Genomic DNA, 16,704 nt, shown 5'->3' on the forward strand with positions numbered 1-16,704 from the left:
TGGTCACAGCGCGGCCCCCCTTTCCTCCGGACGCCACGAGAGGAGCCGGGCCTCGGCCTTGGCCAGGACCAGCCGCTCGATGACGAGCATGAATGCGATGAACAGGACGGTCCACGCCAGGACGGCGCTGATGTCGTAGAGCTGGTACTCGGTGCGGATCTGGAACCCGACACCGTTGCGGCCGCCGAAGACCTCGGTGAGCGCCTCGACCTTCCAGGCGACCGCGAAGCACATCCGGATCGCGGCGAAGACGAACGGCACGATCGTCGGGATCAGGACCTGGCGCCGGATCTGGGCCGGCGTGCGCCCGAAGGCCTCGCTCATCGTGATGAGCTGCCTGTCGACGCCGCGGATCCCCTCGGCGACGTTGAGCGCGACGTACGGCGCCGACACCAGGGCGACCGCGAGGATCGGGCCGAAGTTGGAGAGCCCGAACACGATCAGCGACATCACCGCGTAGACGATCGCGGGGATCGTGCCGGCGATGGTCACCCCGTCGTGGAAGAAGGCCCGCCAGTAGTTGTAGCGGCCCATGAGGTAGCCGATCGGCGCGCCGACGGCGGCGGCGACACCGAAGCCGGCGAACGTCTTCAGGACGCTCGCGCTGAAGTCGGTGACGAAGTTGCCGCTCTCCACGATCTCGACCGCGGACGCGAACACCTCGTGCGGGCGGGGCAGGAGCCGGGAGCCGAACCACCACGACCCGAACTCCCACACCAGGTAGATCGCCACCCAGCCGAGCGCGAGCAGCGCGTTGCGGCGCCACCGCCGGAACCTCGCTGTCCGGCGCGCGTCCGCTTCACGGTCGTCTGCCGGGCCGGTGGGCGCGGCCGGTGCCGCGCCCACCACCATCTGATCAGTCATCGTCTCTCCTCGATCGGGCGCGACGGGTCACTTCTCGAAGATCGTGAAGTGCGGAGCGTCGATGTCCTCGTCGATGTAGCCGGTCTCCTTCATCAGGTCGAACAGCTCGGTCTCGCTGTCCACCCAGGCCTGGTCCATGTAGGTCGTGTCGACGAACCAGTCGTAGTTGTCGTTCAGCCAGTTCTTGATGAAGGTCTTCTCCTCGGGGGTCTCCGCGGCGAAGTCCTCGGGGTAGGCCTCGATGATCTCGTCGCGGTGCTCCGCCCACTCCTGGACGCCGCGGTCCCAGACGTCGATGAGGAACTGCGCCTCCTCCGGGTTCTTCTCCACCCAGGCCTTGCGGGCCACGAAGACGTTGTTCTGCGGGTGGGTGACGTTCTCCGGGTCGCTGGAGAAGTTCTCGGCGTAGATCTGGGAGACCGACTTGGCGTCGTACAGCGGCTTCACCGCGCCGCTCGAGAGCTGCTTGATCGAGAAGTCGGGGAGCAGCAGCCCGGCGTCGGCGTCGCCGCGCTCGATGAGCGACGCCGCGTTCTGCGGGTCGGTGACGACGAGCTCGTAGTCACCACCACCGGCGCGCAGGTCCAGGTCGCAGAACTCGCGGGCGTAGACGCCCCACATGATCGTGATCGAGACGGCGCTGTGCGTCACGATCTTCTTGCCCTTGAGGTCGCAGATGTCCTTGGCGTCGCTGTCCTTGCCCACCGCGAGGATGCTGCGGTCGGAGTTGAACTTGCCGAAGATCGTTGCTTCGTCGCCGGTCTGCTCCTCGAGGTCCGGCACCTCGTACGACGAGGCGGAGACGACGTCGGCGTGGCCGCCGGCGTACACACCGAACTCGTCCCAGGACGACGAGGTGAGGATCTGGATCCCGGCCTCCTCCTCCATCTCCTGCTTGATGCCCTGGGCCTCGAGCCACTTCCAGACGGGGTCCGGTGCCATCACCATGTTGACGACGCCGTTGGCGTCCTTGGCCTCACCGCCGCCCTCGGAAGCGGCGCCGGGCCGGTTGCCGCAGCCCGACGCCAGCAGGGCGAGGACGCCGGCGGCCGCCACCAGGCGGCGGCTCGAGCGGGTGTTGAATCGATGTGCGGTCATGGCACGCCTCTCAGGAGTTGTTGCTGACGGGGGTCCCGCTGTGCGGGGCGGATGCGACAGGTCCGAGACTGTGGGTGGCTGTGACCCGTGACACTGCCGGTTGGCGTTGTGCAGAGTCAAGCATTCTGAGCATTTCTTGCATCAGAACGCGGCCCACCGGGCTCTCCCCCGAGATCCTCGGGGTCGTCGAGCGCGGTCGCGCGAGCTCCAGAACGGGCTCAAGAACTGGGGTTTGCACCCTATCGAGGTGCAGGATCTCGTTGACACGCGAGAGCCCACCGCCTAGCGTCCCTGTGCATAACTTATGCATCCAGGGTCTGCGGTTCGGCCCTCTGTCTTGGAGCGAGGGGGACTCATGGTCAACCCGGGCCATGCTCCGGCGGGCGCCGACGGCGTCGTCACCACGCGGGCTCGCCGTGCGCGGCGCGCGGCCACCAGCACCACGGTGGCGGAGGCCGTCGGGGTCTCCCAGTCGACGGTCTCGCGGGCACTGCGAGGCGATCCCCGGGTCCGCGAGGAGACCCGCCGGCTCATCGCCGAGGCCGCCGAACGGCTGGGGTACCGCCCTACCTGGGCCACGTCGACAGAGCCGTCGCCCACGCGCACGATCGGCGTGGTCGTCTCCGACCTGACGAACCCGTTCTTCCCGAGCCTGCTCACGCCCGTGCACGACGAGCTGCGCATCCTGGGCTACCGGGTGGCACTGTTCGCGGAGCGCACCGACATCCCGACCGGGCAGCAGGCCTTGCACAACCTCCTCGACCACTCGATCGACGGAGTGCTCGCCACGACGGCGACGCTCGACTCGCGGCTCACCGAGGCCCTCGGCGAGCGGGACCGGCCCCTGGTGCTGCTCAACCGGTACGTCGACGGGCTCGACGTCGACCGCGTCGTGGCCGACAACCACAAGGGCGGTGGCGCCGCGGCTCGTCACGTGATCGACCTCGGCCACGAGCGCATCGGCGTCATCCGCGGGCCGGCGAACACCTCCACGAGCCGGGACCGGCACGCCGGCCTGCTCGCGGCGGTCGACCAGGCGCGGCTGACGCTCGACGACCGCCTCGTCCACGAGGGGCCGTTCTCCCACCAGTCGGGCTACCAGCACGCCCTGCAGATGCTGCGGCTGCCGGAGCCGCCCACCGCGCTGGTGTGCGGGAACGACGTCATCGCCTTCGGGGCGATCGACGCGGCGAAGTCGCTGGGGCTCGAGGTGCCGCGCGACGTCTCGGTCGTCGGCTTCGACGACGTCCCGATGGCATCGTGGGAGGTCTTCCAGCTGACCACCGTGCGCCAGCCCCTCGACGAGATGGCGCGCGCCGCGGCGCGGCTCCTCGTCGAGCGGCTCGAGTACGACGGCGACCTGGGCGAGGGACGCGAGCGGCTGTTCGCCACCAGCCTCGTCAGGCGCTCGACGACACAGCCGCCGAGGAGCTGAATCCACGGGCGGCCTCCCGACCTCGGACCGGCCGCCGGGCGCGACCAGTGCTGTGCGTCACAGCCTCACGCCGCGCCCCGGCACCCACTATGTGTGACCACCCATTTCTGGTGCGCCGACGTGGTGCGCCACACATCGGTGCTCGCGTCGTCCGGGGGCGAACGTTGTCCCCATGACCTCGGCCTCGCTCGACCGCCCGTACGGCGCTGCCCCGTTCCGCTTCGACGAGCCGGCGCGGCTCCCCCGCTGGGCCGCAGCCGCCTGCGGTGGTCTGGACCTGTCGGAGCTCTGCGAGCAGGTGCTGGAGGCCGACCTGTCCGCGGCGTTCGACGAGCTGCGCGGCAACACCGAGTTCGTGCAGCGGCTGCGCGCGAGCGTGCAGGAGAACCTCGTCAACCTCCAGCAGGTGCTCGCCGGCACCGCCCGGCTCGAGGAGGTCACGCTCCACGAGCCGTTCGCGCTCGCGGGGCTCCAGGCGCGGCTGCGGCTCCCCCAGACAGCGATGCAGCGCAGCTACCGCGTGGGCTTCATGACCATGTGGGAGGCCTGGAGCGCGCACCTGGTCGAGGAGGCGGAGCTGCTCGGCGTCTCCCGTGTCGAGGCGCTCGAGGCGTTGCGGGGCATGACGTCCCTGCTCCTGCGCTACCAGGACCACGTCGCCAGCCAGGTCGCGGACACGTTCGCGCGCACCGACGACGCGATGAGCCGCTCGCGCGAGCACGTGCGCAACGGGCTCGTCCGCCACCTGCTGCGGGAGGACGCCCCGCCCTTGCCCGCCTCCGACCTGGTGCTGCTCGACTACCCGCTCGACGCCGAGCACGTCGCGGTGCTCCTCCCCGACCTGTCCGAGAGCGCGGCCCGCCAGCTGCTCTCCTCCCTGCGGGACGTCACCCACACGCGCGACTCCCTCGTGCACCCGCTCGACCTGACGAGCACCGTCGTCTGGCTCGCGCAGCCGCGCACCCCGGGCTGGCGCCCCGCCGCCACCACACGTCTCGTGGAGTGGCTGCGCCGCCACGACGTGCTCGCCTCGGTCAGCCAACCCCTCGTCGGGGTGACCGGGCTCCGCCGCGGCTGGCAGCAGGTCCAGGAGGTCGAGCGCGTGCGCTCCGCCTGGGGCGTCTCGGAGGCGCCACGTCAGCTCGGCCACGGCGAGGTGAGCCTCGAGATCCTGCTGATGGCCGACCTCGACCGGGCCCGCGCCTTCGTGCGCGCCGAGCTGGGGCCGCTCGGTGCCGACGACCCGCTCGCCGCGCGGCTGCGCGAGACGGTCGAGGCCTCGCACCGCTACGGCTCCCACATCGTCACCGCGGAGCACCTCCACCTCCACGAGCACACCGTGCGGAACCGGCTGCAGAAGGCGGCCGAGCTGCTCGGTCGACCGCTGACCGAGCGCCGCACCGAGCTCCAGGTGGCGCTCCGACTCTCGCGCCTCCTCGCCCAGGTCGAGGGGTGACGGGCCAGGAGGCACCCGAACGCCCGGGGCCGGCCGCCGGTCGTGGGACGGCCGGACCGGCGCAACGGCTGCTCGTGGCGTGCCTGCTCGGTGGCTCGGCCGGGTGGGCGCTCACCGCCCCCGGCGCGGCCGCCGCCCCGACGGCGGAGGCGTACGGCGCCGACCTGCTGTGGGTGGGGCTCCTGACCTCCGTCCTCGCCGCGCCGTACGCCGCGCTCCAGCTGCCCGCCGGGGTGCTCGTCGACCGGCTCGGCGTCCGGACCGCCACCTCCGCGGGGCTGTCCCTCGTCGTGCTCGCGCACGTGGCCGCGCTGGTCGCGCCCGTCCCGTGGCTCGCCCTGGCCGCCCGGACCCTGTCCGGGGCGGGCTACGCGGTGTGCTTCGTCTCCGGGGCGGAGCTGGCCCGGAGCAGCGGGCGCGGGGCGCGCGGCATGGGTGTGTTCGGCGGCGTGGCCATCGCCGCGTCGGGGTTCGCGGTGCTGACCGTCCCGTTCGCGGAGCACCTCGTCGGGTGGCGGTCGCCGTGGGCGACCACCCTCGTCGTCACCGCGCTGGCCCTCGCCCTCGCGCTGCGGCTCCCCGACGAGCTGGGCCAGAGCACCCGGGCGGCACCCGTGCACACCGGGGGGTCCCCTCCTCCGGCGATCCTCCGCGACGGGCAGCTCTTCCGGCTCGCCGCCGTCCACGGCGTGACGCTCGGGCTCGGGCTGATCCTCTCCTCGTGGGCGACGACGTTGCTCGAGGACATCTGGTCCTTCGGCCCGGCGGCGGCCGCCGTGGTCGGCTCCTGCGTGCTGGGGCTGTCCGTGCTCAGCCGGCCCCTGGGCGGTCAGCTCGCCGCCGTACGCCCGGACCGGAGCCGCACCCTGTGGGTGTTCGCGCTCGTCGCCTGCGCGGCCGCCACCCTCGCGCTGGCGTGGCGCTCCACGCCGGTCGTCGCGGTCCTCGCGGTCGCCGTGCTCGGGATGTGCAGCGGGCTCCCCTTCGCCAGCGTCGTGCAGGCGGGTCAGGCCCGTCAGCCGCACCGGCCGGCCGCCGCTGTCGGCGCGATGAACACGCTGGCCTTCGGGCTCGTGGTGGCAGCGACGCCGGCCGTGGGGTGGGCGGTCGACCACGGGCACGCCTCGACGACGCTCGTCGTCGTCGGCGCCGTCTGGCTGCTGCCGCTGCTGTCCCTGCCCCGCCGGCCCGGTCAGCCGGCCCCGGTTCCCGCCTGAGGTCCGGCGAGGGCGTCGGCGACCTCGTCGGCGCCGAGCGCGACGGTCAGCTCGGCGAGCGACCGCACGTGCGTCGTCGAGATGCCGAGGAGCTGCTCGACCTTGCGGATCCGCAGCCCCACCGTGTTGGGGTGCACGAAGAGCGAGGCCGCCGTGGCCGCGGTGTTGAGGTCGTGCGCCAGGTAGGCCCTCAGCGTCTCCTCGAGCGCGGTCCCGCGCGCAGCGTCGTGGTTGCGGACCGGCGCCAGCACCTCGTCGGCGAAGCGGCGCAGCTCGGCGACGTCCTCGAGCTGGAGGAGGAGCCCGTAGAGCCCGAGCGACCCGAAGCTGGCGACCGTGGCCGCCTGGCCGCGCAACCGCGCGACCGTGGCGGCTCCGCGAGCCCGGCGGTAGGCCGCCGGGTAGTCGCCGAGCGAGGTGCAGAGCGGCGACACGGCGAACGCCAGCTCCGTCCCCAGGTCGAGCCGCACGAGCTGGCGCTGGAGCTCGCCCGCGCTGCGCACCACCTCGTCGACCTCGGTGCCTGGCCAGAGCAGCACAACGTCCTCGGCGACCGTCCCCACCAGCGCCGGCGGCTGCGCACGGGTGGCGTGCGACCGGGCCACCGACAGGACGCGGGCGGCGGCCGAGCGGCGGCCGCCGCCCTGCACGACCAGCACCGCGTGCGCCGAGCCGAGGTCGATGCCGAGCCGCGCCGCCCGCTCCCCCGCCGTCACCAGCCCCATCGGGTTGCCGGCGAGGAGGTCGGTGACGATCTCCCCGGAGAGCCGCCACTCGACCTCGAGCGCGGTCCTGGCGCGCAGCACCTCGAGCGCCGAGACGGTGGCGGCATGCTCCAGTGCGCGCACGTCGAGCGCCGACAACGGCAGCACGCTGCGCGAGACCCAGATCCTCGCCACGGTGTCCTGGCCGAGCAGCACCGGGGTCGAGTGCGCGTCGGCGTCCTGTGGCACGAACCGGACGTCGCTGCGCTCCGCACGGGCGAGCTCCACACCGGACGGCTCCTCGGTCACCACCACGGTGGTGCCGAGGAGGTCGGCGAGCGAGGCGGCGACGCCGGTGACACCGCCGCCGCGGAGCGCCACCTGGGTCAGCTGCTCGTGGACCGCCTCACCGCGGCGGAGGAGCTCGTGCTGCTCGGCGAGGGTGGTGTTCGCGGTGAGCAGGTCCTCGATCGTGCTGGCCTCGCGGTCCCGCAGCCTCGCTGTCTGGATCGCCACGCCGGCCTGGTCGGCGAGCAAGGCGAGCAGCTCCTGCTCCTCCTCGCCGAAGAGGTGCGGGACTCGGGTGTAGCAGTTGAGCGTCCCGACCCGGACCCCGGAAGCCTCGACCGGCACCGAGATCATCGAGCGGTACCCCTGCTCGCGCGCAACGCCGCCCCAGGGCAGGAACTCGGCGTCGGCGATGGTGTCAGGCACCTGCACCGACTCGCCGGTCAGGAAGGCCTTGCTGGACGGGGCCTGCACCCCCTCCTCGACCGTGAGCACCACCGGACGGTCGGCGTTGACCTGGCGCACGTAGTCCGGGGACAACCCGTGGGACCCGGTGATCAGCAGCGACTCGCCGTCCTCAGCCGGGAGCAGGACCGCGCAGAAGTCGTAGCCGAGCAGGTTCGCCGCGGTCTCGGCGACGAGGTCGAGCACCTCCGGCAGCGACGCCGGCCCGTTGAGGGCGGTGGCGATGTCCGCGATCGCCTCCAGCCACGGCCTCAGCCGGTCGGCCCCCGAGGAGTCGGGTGTGCCGGTGGCGTCGTCCCCGGTGCCCACGGCGTCCACGGCGTCCATGCCGTCCATGGTGTCCACGGTGTCCACGCTCCCCACGGTGTCCATGACCCCCACGGGCAGCACTGTGCCACGGCACTTGAGTCCGCGCTACTCCTGTGCGGCGACACATGGGCCGACCGGCGGGGCTGCGGCCACAGTTGGCGCCATGACCGACGCACCTGAGCCATCTGCACCCGACGCACCCGCACCCGGCGCGCAGGAGCCGGACGTGCACGTCGTCCGGGCCGGCGACCTCTCCGACGACACCCCGCAGACCGCAGGGCTGAAGCGGTTCGAGGCGATCTCCGCCCGGCGGCTCGGCTCCCAGGACCTCTGGATGGGGCTCTCCGTGCTCCCGCCCGGAAGCAAGACCGGCGTGCACCACCACGGCCACTCCGAGACCGGGCTCTACTTGCTGAGTGGCGTCGGCCGCTGGTGGGTGGGCGACGACCTCGACGAGGTGCGCGAGGCCCACCCCGGCGACTTCGTCTTCATCAAGCCGCACGTCGTGCACTGGGAGGAGAACGCCAGCGAGACCGAGCCGGTGAAGATGATCGTCGCCCGCACGACGCAGGACGCGATCGTCGTCAACCTCGAGGACCACCCGAAGGCGCCGGTGCTCGACCGCGAGAGGTACGACCATGACTGAGGCCCGCCGGGCCCTCGTGGTCGGCGGCTCCTTCGCCGGCCTCACCGCTGCCCTGCTGCTCCGGGAGCAGGGGTTCGACGTCAGCGTCTTCGAGCGGTCGCCCGAGCACCTGAACGGCCGCGGGGGCGGCATCGTGCTGCAGCCCGACACCGTGCGCTGGATCGTGGAGCGGCCGCACCCGTTCAGCCTCGAGGACGTCAGCATCGGCTCGTCGTGCACCCGTTATCTCGGCCCTGACAATTGCGTCGTCCACGAGGAGCCCGCCGCCTGGCGGTTCAGCTCCTGGACGACGATGTACCGGGTCCTCCTCGACGACTTCGGCCTGGAGGACTACCACCTCGGCGAGTTCGCCGTGGGCGTCGGCCAGGACGACGACCAGGCCGAGGTGCGGTTCCTCAGCGGCCGCACGGAGCGCGCCGACCTCGTCGTGTTCGCCGACGGCATCTCGTCCGTGGGCCGACGGCGCCTCCAGCCGCGCGCCAAGCCGCGTTACGCCGGCTACATCGGCTGGCGGGGCACCGTGCCGGAGCGCGAGGTGTCGGTGGAGACGGCCGACCTCATCGACGACGCGACCGCCTACGCGGTGATCGAGAACTCGCACATGTGCATGTACCCGATCCCGGCCGTCGACGGCGGGTTGGCCCGCGGGGACCGGCAGCTGAACTACATCTGGTACCGCAACGTCCCCGAAGGCCCCGAGCTCGACGAGATGGTCACCGACCTGCGCGGTTTCACCGCGCCGGTCTCGGTCCACCCGGGCCAGGTGCAGCAGCGCTACGTCGACCAGATGCGCGCGGAGGCCTCCGAGCTGCTGCCACCTGCCGCGGCCGAGCTGGTCAAGCGGACCGAGCACCCCTACATCCAGGTGCTGCTGGACATCGCGGTGCGCAACATGGCGTTCGGCCGCATCGCGCTGATCGGCGACGCGGCATTCGCGGCCAGGCCGCACGCGGCGGCCGGCACGGCCAAGGCCGCCGCGGACGCGTGGTCCCTGGTCGACGCGCTCGCGGCCGAGCCGGACATCCCCACGGCGCTCGCGCAGTGGGAGCCGGACCGGCTGGCGCTGGGCAACAACCTGCTCAGCCGGGTCGCCCAGATGGGTGCCCGGTCCCAGTTCACCAACACGTGGGACCCGGCCGACCCCGCGCTGCACTTCGGGTTGTACGGCCCGGACCGCTGACCCGACGCAGGACCCGGCCGGCCCGGGCGCCGCATCATCCCGTGACGAGCGACCTGGTGCGGAGCTCGGGCTCGGTGCTCTCCTGCACCTGCTCGACGGTCACGCCCGGCGCCAGCTCGACGAGCTCGAGCCCGTCGGGCGTCACGTCGATGACCCCGAGGTCGCTGATGATGCGCTGGACGACACCCAGCCCGGTCAACGGCAACGAGCACTCACGCAGGATCTTCGGGGAGCCGTCACGCGCCACGTGCTCCATCAGCACGATCACCCGCTTCGCGCCGTGGACGAGGTCCATGGCGCCGCCCATCCCCTTGACCATCTTCCCGGGAATCATCCAGTTGGCCAGGTCGCCCCGCTCCGAGACCTGCATGGCCCCCAGGATCGCGACGTCGACCTTGCCGCCGCGGATCATCCCGAAGGACGTGGCGGAGTCGAAGAAGCTGGCGCCGCGACGGACGGTGACGGTCTCCTTGCCAGCGTTGATCAGGTCCGCGTCGACCTGGTCCTCGGCCGGGTACGCACCGACCCCGAGGATGCCGTTCTCGCTGTGCAGCGCGAGCTCGACGTCGTCGGCGACGAAGCCGGGCACCTTGGTGGGCAGCCCGATCCCGAGGTTGACGTACATGCCGTCCTCCAGCTCGGCCGCGGCGCGCGCCGCCATCTCGTCACGGGTCCAGCTCATCCTCGCTCCTCCTGAATCGCTGCTGAGGGGGTGCCGCTCACGGCGTGGTCGTGCGCTTCTCGATGCGCTTGTCCGCCGCCTGCTCGGGCGTCAGGGCCACCACCCGGTGGACGTAGATGCCGGGAGTGTGCACCTCCTCGGGCTCGATCTCCCCGGGCTCCACGAGGTGCTCGACCTCCGCGATCGTCACGCGGCCGCACATCGCGGCGAGCGGGTTGAAGTTGCGGGCGGCCCGGCGGAAGACGAGGTTGCCGTGCCGATCGCCCTTCCAGGCGCGGACCAGCCCGTAGTCGGCGACGATCGCCTCCTCGAGCACGAACTCACGCTCGCCCTCGGCGGTGGTGAAGGTCCGGGTCTCCTTGGGCGGCGACGCCTTGACGACGTTGCCGTCGGCGTCGTACCTCCAGGGCAACCCGCCGTCGGCGACCTGGGTGCCGACGCCGGTCGCGGTGTAGAAGGCCGGGATGCCGCAGCCGCCGGCCCGCATCCGCTCGGCGAGCGTGCCCTGCGGGGTCAGCTCGACCTCCAGCTCACCGGACAGGAACTGGCGGGCGAACTCCTTGTTCTCGCCGACGTACGACGCGATGACCCTCCGCAGCCGCCCGGCGGCGAGGAGCTGCCCCAGCCCCCAGCCGTCCACGCCCGCGTTGTTCGAGGCGACCTCGAGCTCGGAGGTGCCTGCCTCGAGCAACGCCTCGATCAGGATCGCGGGGATCCCGCAGAGGCCGAACCCCCCGACCGCGAGCCGGGAGCCGTCCGGGATGTCGGCGACGGCCTCCGCCGCCGATGCGACCACCTTGTCCATGGAGCCATGCAAGGACGACCGGGCCCCTGCGGTCAACCAGTGGACGCCCGTGTCACCGTCATCTGGTCGCCCAATGACCGCCGCGGCGAGGTAGCGTCCATCCAGTGAACGCCGTCGCTGCCCCTCGCTCCGCACCCGTCGACGTGGTCGGACGGGTCGCGTCCGTGCTGCGCGCGCTCGCCGGCGCCGAGCCCCACGGGCTGACGACCTCCGAGCTCGCCCGGGCCGTCTCCCTGGCGCGGCCGACCGCCCACCGGCTGCTCACCTCCCTGCTCGAGCACGGCCTCTCGGAGCGGCTGGCCGGCGACGGACGGTGGGTGCTCGGCCCGGAGGCCTACCTGCTGGGCACCTCGGCGGCGGCCCGCTACGACGTCACCGAGCTCGCCCAGCCCGTCGTCCGCCGCCTGGCCCAGGCGACCGGCGAGAGCGCCTTCTTCTCCGTACGACGCGGCGACGAGACCGTCGTCCTCCTGCGCGAGGACGGGGCCTTCCCGCTCCGCAGCCACGTCCTCGACGTCGGCACCCGCTTCCCCCTCGGTGTGGTCTCCGCCGGGATGGTGATCCTCGCGCACCTGTCCCCGCGCGAGATCGACGACTACCTCGACCGCACCGACCTGACCGCCCGCCACGGCTCCCAGCACGCTGCCGACAAGGTGCGCAAGCACGTCGCCCGGACCCGCCGGACCGGCTACTCGGTCAACCCTGGGCTCGTCGTCCAGGGCAGCTGGGGCATGGCTGCCGCCGTCTTCGACGAGCAGGAGCGGCCCCAGTGGGCGCTGAGCCTCACCGGTGTCGAGCACCGGTTCACCGCCGCCCGCCGCCCCGAGCTCGGCGCCCGCCTGCTCCACGAGGCGCACGCGCTGACCACGGCGCTGCGGAAGGGGCGCCGAGCGGACTGACGGAGAGGCGGGAGCCGGCTGACGGGCAGGTCGTCCTGTGGCCGTGGACCTGTTCGGCTTCGGGCGCTCCGACAAGCCGAGACGTCTCGAGGACCACTCCTTCGCGCGGCACGTCGAGTGGGTCCGTTCGCTGGTGCTCGACCACCTGCGGCTCGACGGCATCACGCTCGTCGGCCAGGACTGGGGCGGGCTCATCGGGCTGCGGCTCGTCGCCGAGCACCCTGACCGCTTCGCGCGCGTGGTGGCCGCCAACACCGGGCTGCCGGCGACTTCGGGATGCCGGAGGTGTGGTGGGAGTTCCGCCGGGCGGTGGAGTCCGCGCCGGTGCTCGACATCGCCCGGCTCGTTGCCTCCGGGTGCCTGTCGGAGCTCGACACCTCGGCGCGCGCGGCGTACGACGCCCCGTTCCCCGACGAGGCGTCGAAGGTGGGTCCGCGGGTGATGCCGACGCTGGTGCCGACCGCGACGGACGACCCGGCGACCGAGGCGAACCGGCGGGCCTGGGAGGCGCTCCAGAGCTGAGAGAAGCCGTTCCTGGTGGCGTTCAGCGACGGGGACCCGGTCACGGGCGCGATGGCTCCGGTGTTCCGCAAGCTCGTGCCCGGCGCCTCGGGGCTCGACCACCTTGTCGTCACGGGTGCGGGCCACTTCCTGCAGGAGGACGCCGGGACGCGGCTGGGCGAGGTCGTGGCCGAGTTCGTGACCCGTGAGTGACCTCGCAGGCGCCCGGTGGTCGATTTCGTGTCAACCTGGGTAGAAGTCGTGCGCCAGGGTTCACACCAGGTTCCAGGGAGGGCGCCATGAACACTCGTACCATCGCCATCGCCGCACTCGTCATCGCGGTCGTCTTGCTGCTCATCTTCCTCTTGTGACCTGACCGGTCGGGTCAGTCGGCCCCGGTGCCCCCACGCGCACCACCGGCTCGTGCAGCACCGGGAAGCTGACGCTGTTCGCGATGAAGCAGAGCTGGTTCGCCCGGTGGTGGGCAGCCGTCGCCGCCTCGACCATCGACGCGTCCGCGACGGTGACCTCGGGGCTGAGCACCACCTCGGTGAACCGGCCGCTGCCGTCGCGCTCGGTCCGCATCGACCCGGTCGCCCGGTCGACGTACTCCGTCACGACCACCCCGGCGTCCACGCAGACGTGCAGGTAGGACAGCAGGTGGCACTGGGACAGCGCCGCCAGCAGCAGCTGTTCCGGGTTCCACCGGTCGCGGTCACCGTGGAAGGTGCGGTCCGCCGAGCCGAGCAGCTCGGGCGGTCCTTCGGCGGTGACGGTGTGGGTCCGGCGGTAGCCGCGGTAGGTGGCGGTCCCCTCGCCCGTGTTGCCGGTCCAGGTGACGGTCAGTGCGTAGCGGTGCTCCATGGGGCAACCCTGCCCGCGAACGCGGCCAGCTTGTCGTAGACCGGCGCGTCGTCCGGCACCTCGACCGCGGGGCCGAACGCCTCCCCTCGGTTCTCGGGCGTCAGCGCGGACGACATGAAGGCCAGTCCGCGCTCGGCCACCTCGGGCACCAGGGCGCGGTCCTGCCCGGTCGCCTGGACGAGGTCCCACGTGTGGACGGCGAGCTCCGCGACCTGCCAGTCCACCTGGCCGGGATCGGCGGCGTCGCCGACCTGGTGCCAGTGGTGGAGCAGGTCGTCGCCGTGGGAGCGGAAGTCGGCGGCCCAGTCGCCCTCGGCGGGGCGAGGCTCCGCGGACCAGTCGGGCTGCTCGCCGCGCGCCATCTGCAGCAAGTTGACCGGAGTCCGGACGAGGTGGCCGACCAGCTGGCCGACGGTCCAGTCACGGCAGGGGGTGGGCAGCCCGAGCTGGTCCGGGTGCACGGCGGCGAGCACGTCACCGGCCTGGTCGAGAGCGCGGGAGAGGACGACGATCTCGTTCGCAGCAGCCATGGCTCCTCCTTCCCGCCCACGATAGGCACGTCCGGAGCGGCGCGTCACGACCGGCGAAGGAGCAGCTCCGCGAGCACGTCGGCCTCGTCGCTGATCACGCCGCTCACTCCGAGCCCGAGCACGGCGTCGAGGGCGGCCACGTCGTTCACCGGCCAGGTCATGACGATCTCGACGGCGTCGTGCAGCTCCGCCACGAGGGTCGGGGTCAGCAGGGTGCGGTGCACCGAGACGCCGTACGGCGTGGGGGTGGTCGTGCTCGGCGAGGCGAGCCGGCGGCGCAGCCGACCGAGCTCGACGCGGTTGCGGACCGAGAGCACCGGACGGACGAAGGGGAGCCGGGCGAGCCGGTCGACCGCGGGCCACCACCGTCCGCAGGCGATCACCTCCCGGCGTCCTTCGTGGAGCAGGTCGGCGACGGCCTCCGCCATCCCGGCGCGGCGGCCCTTGAGGTCCAGCATGAACACGGCGCCGTGCTGGTCGGCCTCGAGGAGCTCGTGGAGGCCGAGCCGGGGTGCCGACGCCGACGCGAGCTCCCACCGGTCCCAGAGGAACGGCAACGGGCCGGCGGTCTTGAGGTGGCGCACCTCCAGGTGGTCGCGCCCCGCGTGGACGTCGCACTCGATGACGTCGACGCCGAGCTCGTTCGCGCGTCGCAGCCCGGCGAGCGAGTTGCCGGCCCGGTGCGCGATCGCGAGCGGCGGCCTCACCCGGCGCGACCGGCGACCTCGACCCGTTCGGCCACGGCCGGCGATCGGTGCACCGCCGCGCGCCGCAGCCGTCTGTGCTCCAGCCCGAGCGCCACGGCGTGGGCGACGAGCACGAACGCGATGCCGGCGACCACGTCGAGCACGTAGTGGTTGCCGGTCACCACGACCGAGACGGTCATCAGCACCGGCAGGACGTAGCCGACGGCCTTGAGCAGCGCGGTGCTCGCCGCGGTGACGATCGCGATGCCGACCAGCAGGTCCCAACCGGCGTGCAGGCTGGGCATCGCGGCGAACTGGTTGGTGAACTGCGACGGCTGGAGCACCCGGTAGCCCGGGTCGTCCTGGGTGATCGTGTCGACCATGCCGCTGTCGGCGAGCCGCGGCGGCGCGAGCGGCCAGCTCACGAACACCGTCATCCCCATCAGCCCGGAGACGATCATCCCGTCGCGGAGCCGGAGGAACACCGCACGGTGGCGCCACACCGTCCAGATCATCGTGGCGACGATCACCGGCCAGTGGCCGTAGATGTAGACGCTGTTGGCGATCCGGGCGAGCACGTCGGACTCCAGGAACGGCTGCTGCAAGGTGTCCTCGACGGCGATGCCGAGCTGCCCCTCGAGCGCGAGCACCTGGTCGGCGTGGGCGGCGGCGATGTCGTAGGAGCCCTCGGTGATGTTCCGGATCCGGAAGTAGAGGTAGATGCAGAACACCACGAAGGCCGCCTGCCCGAGCCCCCAGATCAGGCGGGTACGACGGTCGTCCCGAGGCCGTGGACGCAGCATGGGCACTCCCTCCAACACCGCCAGTGTTCAACGGCGGGAGCGGCCCTCCAACGGACCATCGGCCTTGACTCAGGCCGGTGTGCCGGCGGGCAGGAGCCGGCGGCGCACCTCCCGGCGGGTGAGCAGCAGGCTGGTGCCGCCGAGCAGCAGCGCCGGGAGCCAGGCCACCGCCGCCTTCAGGGCGACCGCGGCGGCGGCCGCCACCCACGGGACCCCGAACGCCACCAGGCCGACGACCAGGGCACCGTCCCGTGGGCTCGCCCCGTGGGGACCCGGGACCGCGCCGGCGACCTGGCTGGCTCCGAAGGCCGCCAGCACCTCGAGCGGAGCGAGGGTGTGGCCGGTGGCGGCGAGCGACCCGAGCAGGAGCGCCGCGGTGGTCGCCTGGTAGCCGACCGACAGCAGCAGCCCGTGGGCCAGCGGCTTCGGACCGGGCAGCGGGCGTCGCGGCATCAGGTCGGGACGCAACCACCGGAGCACGAGGAGGACGAGGAGCACCGCGGCGGCCACGGCAAGCGCGACGACGACCATGCGGACCTGGAGCGCGGCGCCGGCGAACGCGACGAAGAGGGTGAGCCCGACGGCGCCGACGAACCGGTCGAGCGCGACGCTGGCCACGGCGTCCGACCGCCCTAGCCCACTCGTGGTGAGCCGGCGCATCCGCCACAGGTCCGCCCCGACGTGGCCGGGGGTGAACAGGCCGAGCAGCTCGGACTCGGCGTACGCACGGACGTGCCACCAGCGGCTCAGCCCGGCATCGGTCAGGGCCCGCCATCGCAGCGGGCAGAGGACGTACTTGCCGACCACCCACGGCAGCAGCCCGAGCAGCACCGGCACCACGCTCACGTCCGGCAGGGTCGGCAGGGTCAGCGCCGGGACGGCCAGCGCGACCAGGATGCCCACGACCATGAGCGCGCGCGAGTGCGCCAGGGTGCGGAGACGGGTCAAGGAACCTCCAGCGACGGGGCGTCGAGGTCCGGTACGCGACCTCGGTGCTGGTGGAGGTGTACCCACCAGGACGGGCGACCGCCGCTGGTCCAGACGAGGGACCCGGCCCAAGCGATCCGGCACGGTCATCGGGGCGGGTCCACACCGCTCGACCGCCATTGCCCTCCGGGCACAGGCAGGTCTACCGTCCAAAGATGAGTGCGGAAGAGGTACCCCTGCGCAATCCCCGGCTTCGTGCTCGGCTCGAGGGAGCCGCTGATGCGCAACAGGCTGATCCACCACTCCGAATGCCACCTGTGGCTGCTCCCGGTCCGTCTCAGAGCC

The 16,704-nt window shown here is 72.5% G+C and carries 18 protein-coding genes; 8 read left to right on the forward strand and 10 right to left on the reverse strand.

The features are described from left to right. Positions 1–3: 3 nt before the first annotated feature. On the reverse strand, positions 4–864 hold the full coding sequence (locus FIP57_RS21205; protein ID WP_148575558.1) for an ABC transporter permease: 861 nt from the start codon (positions 862–864) through the stop codon (positions 4–6). A gap of 27 nt (positions 865–891) precedes the next feature. Beyond that, positions 892–1,962, reverse strand: coding sequence for an ABC transporter substrate-binding protein (locus tag FIP57_RS21210; protein WP_148575559.1), 1,071 nt, complete (start codon positions 1,960–1,962; stop codon positions 892–894). A gap of 355 nt (positions 1,963–2,317) precedes the next feature. On the opposite strand from FIP57_RS21210, the gene FIP57_RS21215 reads away from it, so the two are divergent. The 3 genes from FIP57_RS21215 (at position 2,318) to FIP57_RS21225 (ending at position 6,070) form a co-directional block, all read left to right on the forward strand. Further along, positions 2,318–3,397: a LacI family DNA-binding transcriptional regulator gene (locus tag FIP57_RS21215; protein WP_162529910.1), complete on the forward strand. Its 1,080-nt coding sequence runs from the start codon at positions 2,318–2,320 to the stop codon at positions 3,395–3,397. 172 nt (positions 3,398–3,569) lie between these two features. Then, on the forward strand, positions 3,570–4,853 hold the full coding sequence (locus tag FIP57_RS21220; protein ID WP_148575561.1) for a PucR family transcriptional regulator: 1,284 nt from the start codon (positions 3,570–3,572) through the stop codon (positions 4,851–4,853). Further along, positions 4,850–6,070: an MFS transporter gene (locus FIP57_RS21225; protein ID WP_148575562.1), complete on the forward strand. Its 1,221-nt coding sequence runs from the start codon at positions 4,850–4,852 to the stop codon at positions 6,068–6,070. The genes FIP57_RS21220 and FIP57_RS21225 overlap by 4 nt, the downstream gene beginning before the upstream one ends. On the opposite strand, the gene FIP57_RS21230 is transcribed toward FIP57_RS21225, so the two are convergent. Further along, the gene (locus FIP57_RS21230) at positions 6,046–7,899 is read right to left on the reverse strand and encodes a helix-turn-helix domain-containing protein (RefSeq protein WP_238993655.1); all 1,854 of its coding nucleotides are present in this window, start codon (positions 7,897–7,899) and stop codon (positions 6,046–6,048) included. The genes FIP57_RS21225 and FIP57_RS21230 overlap by 25 nt on opposite strands. A 100-nt stretch (positions 7,900–7,999) precedes the next feature. Between FIP57_RS21230 and FIP57_RS21235 the strand changes: the two genes are divergently transcribed. Next, positions 8,000–8,482, forward strand: a complete 483-nt coding sequence (locus tag FIP57_RS21235) for a cupin domain-containing protein (RefSeq protein WP_162529911.1) — start codon at positions 8,000–8,002, stop codon at positions 8,480–8,482. Beyond that, positions 8,475–9,662: an FAD binding domain-containing protein gene (locus tag FIP57_RS21240; RefSeq protein ID WP_148575564.1), complete on the forward strand. Its 1,188-nt coding sequence runs from the start codon at positions 8,475–8,477 to the stop codon at positions 9,660–9,662. Before FIP57_RS21235 ends, FIP57_RS21240 begins: the two co-directional genes overlap by 8 nt. Before the next feature lie 34 nt (positions 9,663–9,696). Here the strand turns inward: FIP57_RS21240 and FIP57_RS21245 are convergent, their stop codons facing one another. Both FIP57_RS21245 and FIP57_RS21250 read right to left on the reverse strand, forming a co-directional pair. After that, entirely contained in the window at positions 9,697–10,344 is a 648-nt protein-coding gene (locus FIP57_RS21245) for a CoA transferase subunit B (RefSeq protein WP_148575565.1), read from the reverse strand. A gap of 37 nt (positions 10,345–10,381) precedes the next feature. Beyond that, positions 10,382–11,149, reverse strand: coding sequence for a CoA transferase subunit A (locus tag FIP57_RS21250; RefSeq protein ID WP_148575566.1), 768 nt, complete (start codon positions 11,147–11,149; stop codon positions 10,382–10,384). A 104-nt stretch (positions 11,150–11,253) separates the two neighbouring features. Between FIP57_RS21250 and FIP57_RS21255 the strand changes: the two genes are divergently transcribed. From FIP57_RS21255 to FIP57_RS23805, 3 genes are all read left to right on the forward strand, one after another. Continuing rightward, positions 11,254–12,048 carry an IclR family transcriptional regulator gene (locus tag FIP57_RS21255; RefSeq protein ID WP_203231391.1) on the forward strand — a complete coding sequence of 265 codons (795 nt, stop codon included), beginning with the start codon at positions 11,254–11,256 and terminating at the stop codon, positions 12,046–12,048. A gap of 43 nt (positions 12,049–12,091) precedes the next feature. Beyond that, positions 12,092–12,490, forward strand: a complete 399-nt coding sequence (locus tag FIP57_RS24570) for an alpha/beta fold hydrolase (protein ID WP_420846721.1) — start codon at positions 12,092–12,094, stop codon at positions 12,488–12,490. 95 nt (positions 12,491–12,585) lie between these two features. Then, on the forward strand, positions 12,586–12,762 hold the full coding sequence (locus tag FIP57_RS23805; RefSeq protein ID WP_203231393.1) for a hypothetical protein: 177 nt from the start codon (positions 12,586–12,588) through the stop codon (positions 12,760–12,762). 141 nt (positions 12,763–12,903) lie between these two features. Here FIP57_RS23805 and FIP57_RS21265 read toward each other — a convergent pair whose 3' ends face one another. From FIP57_RS21265 to FIP57_RS21285, 5 genes are all read right to left on the reverse strand, one after another. Beyond that, positions 12,904–13,413, reverse strand: a complete 510-nt coding sequence (locus tag FIP57_RS21265; RefSeq protein ID WP_148575567.1) for an OsmC family protein — start codon at positions 13,411–13,413, stop codon at positions 12,904–12,906. Beyond that, positions 13,392–13,943, reverse strand: coding sequence for a TIGR03086 family metal-binding protein (locus FIP57_RS21270; protein WP_148575568.1), 552 nt, complete (start codon positions 13,941–13,943; stop codon positions 13,392–13,394). The genes FIP57_RS21265 and FIP57_RS21270 overlap by 22 nt, the downstream gene beginning before the upstream one ends. Before the next feature lie 44 nt (positions 13,944–13,987). Further along, positions 13,988–14,650 (reverse strand): glycerophosphodiester phosphodiesterase, encoded by a 663-nt coding sequence (locus FIP57_RS21275; protein ID WP_148575569.1) that lies wholly within the window; start codon positions 14,648–14,650, stop codon positions 13,988–13,990. Continuing rightward, on the reverse strand, positions 14,647–15,432 hold the full coding sequence (locus FIP57_RS21280; RefSeq protein WP_148575570.1) for a phosphatase PAP2 family protein: 786 nt from the start codon (positions 15,430–15,432) through the stop codon (positions 14,647–14,649). Before FIP57_RS21280 ends, FIP57_RS21275 begins: the two co-directional genes overlap by 4 nt. Positions 15,433–15,501: 69 nt before the next feature. Next, positions 15,502–16,380: a lysylphosphatidylglycerol synthase domain-containing protein gene (locus tag FIP57_RS21285; protein ID WP_162529912.1), complete on the reverse strand. Its 879-nt coding sequence runs from the start codon at positions 16,378–16,380 to the stop codon at positions 15,502–15,504. Positions 16,381–16,704 lie beyond the last annotated feature (324 nt).

The organism is Nocardioides caldifontis (assembly GCF_008087345.1).
Classification (GTDB): Bacteria; Actinomycetota; Actinomycetes; order Propionibacteriales; family Nocardioidaceae; genus Marmoricola_A; species Marmoricola_A caldifontis.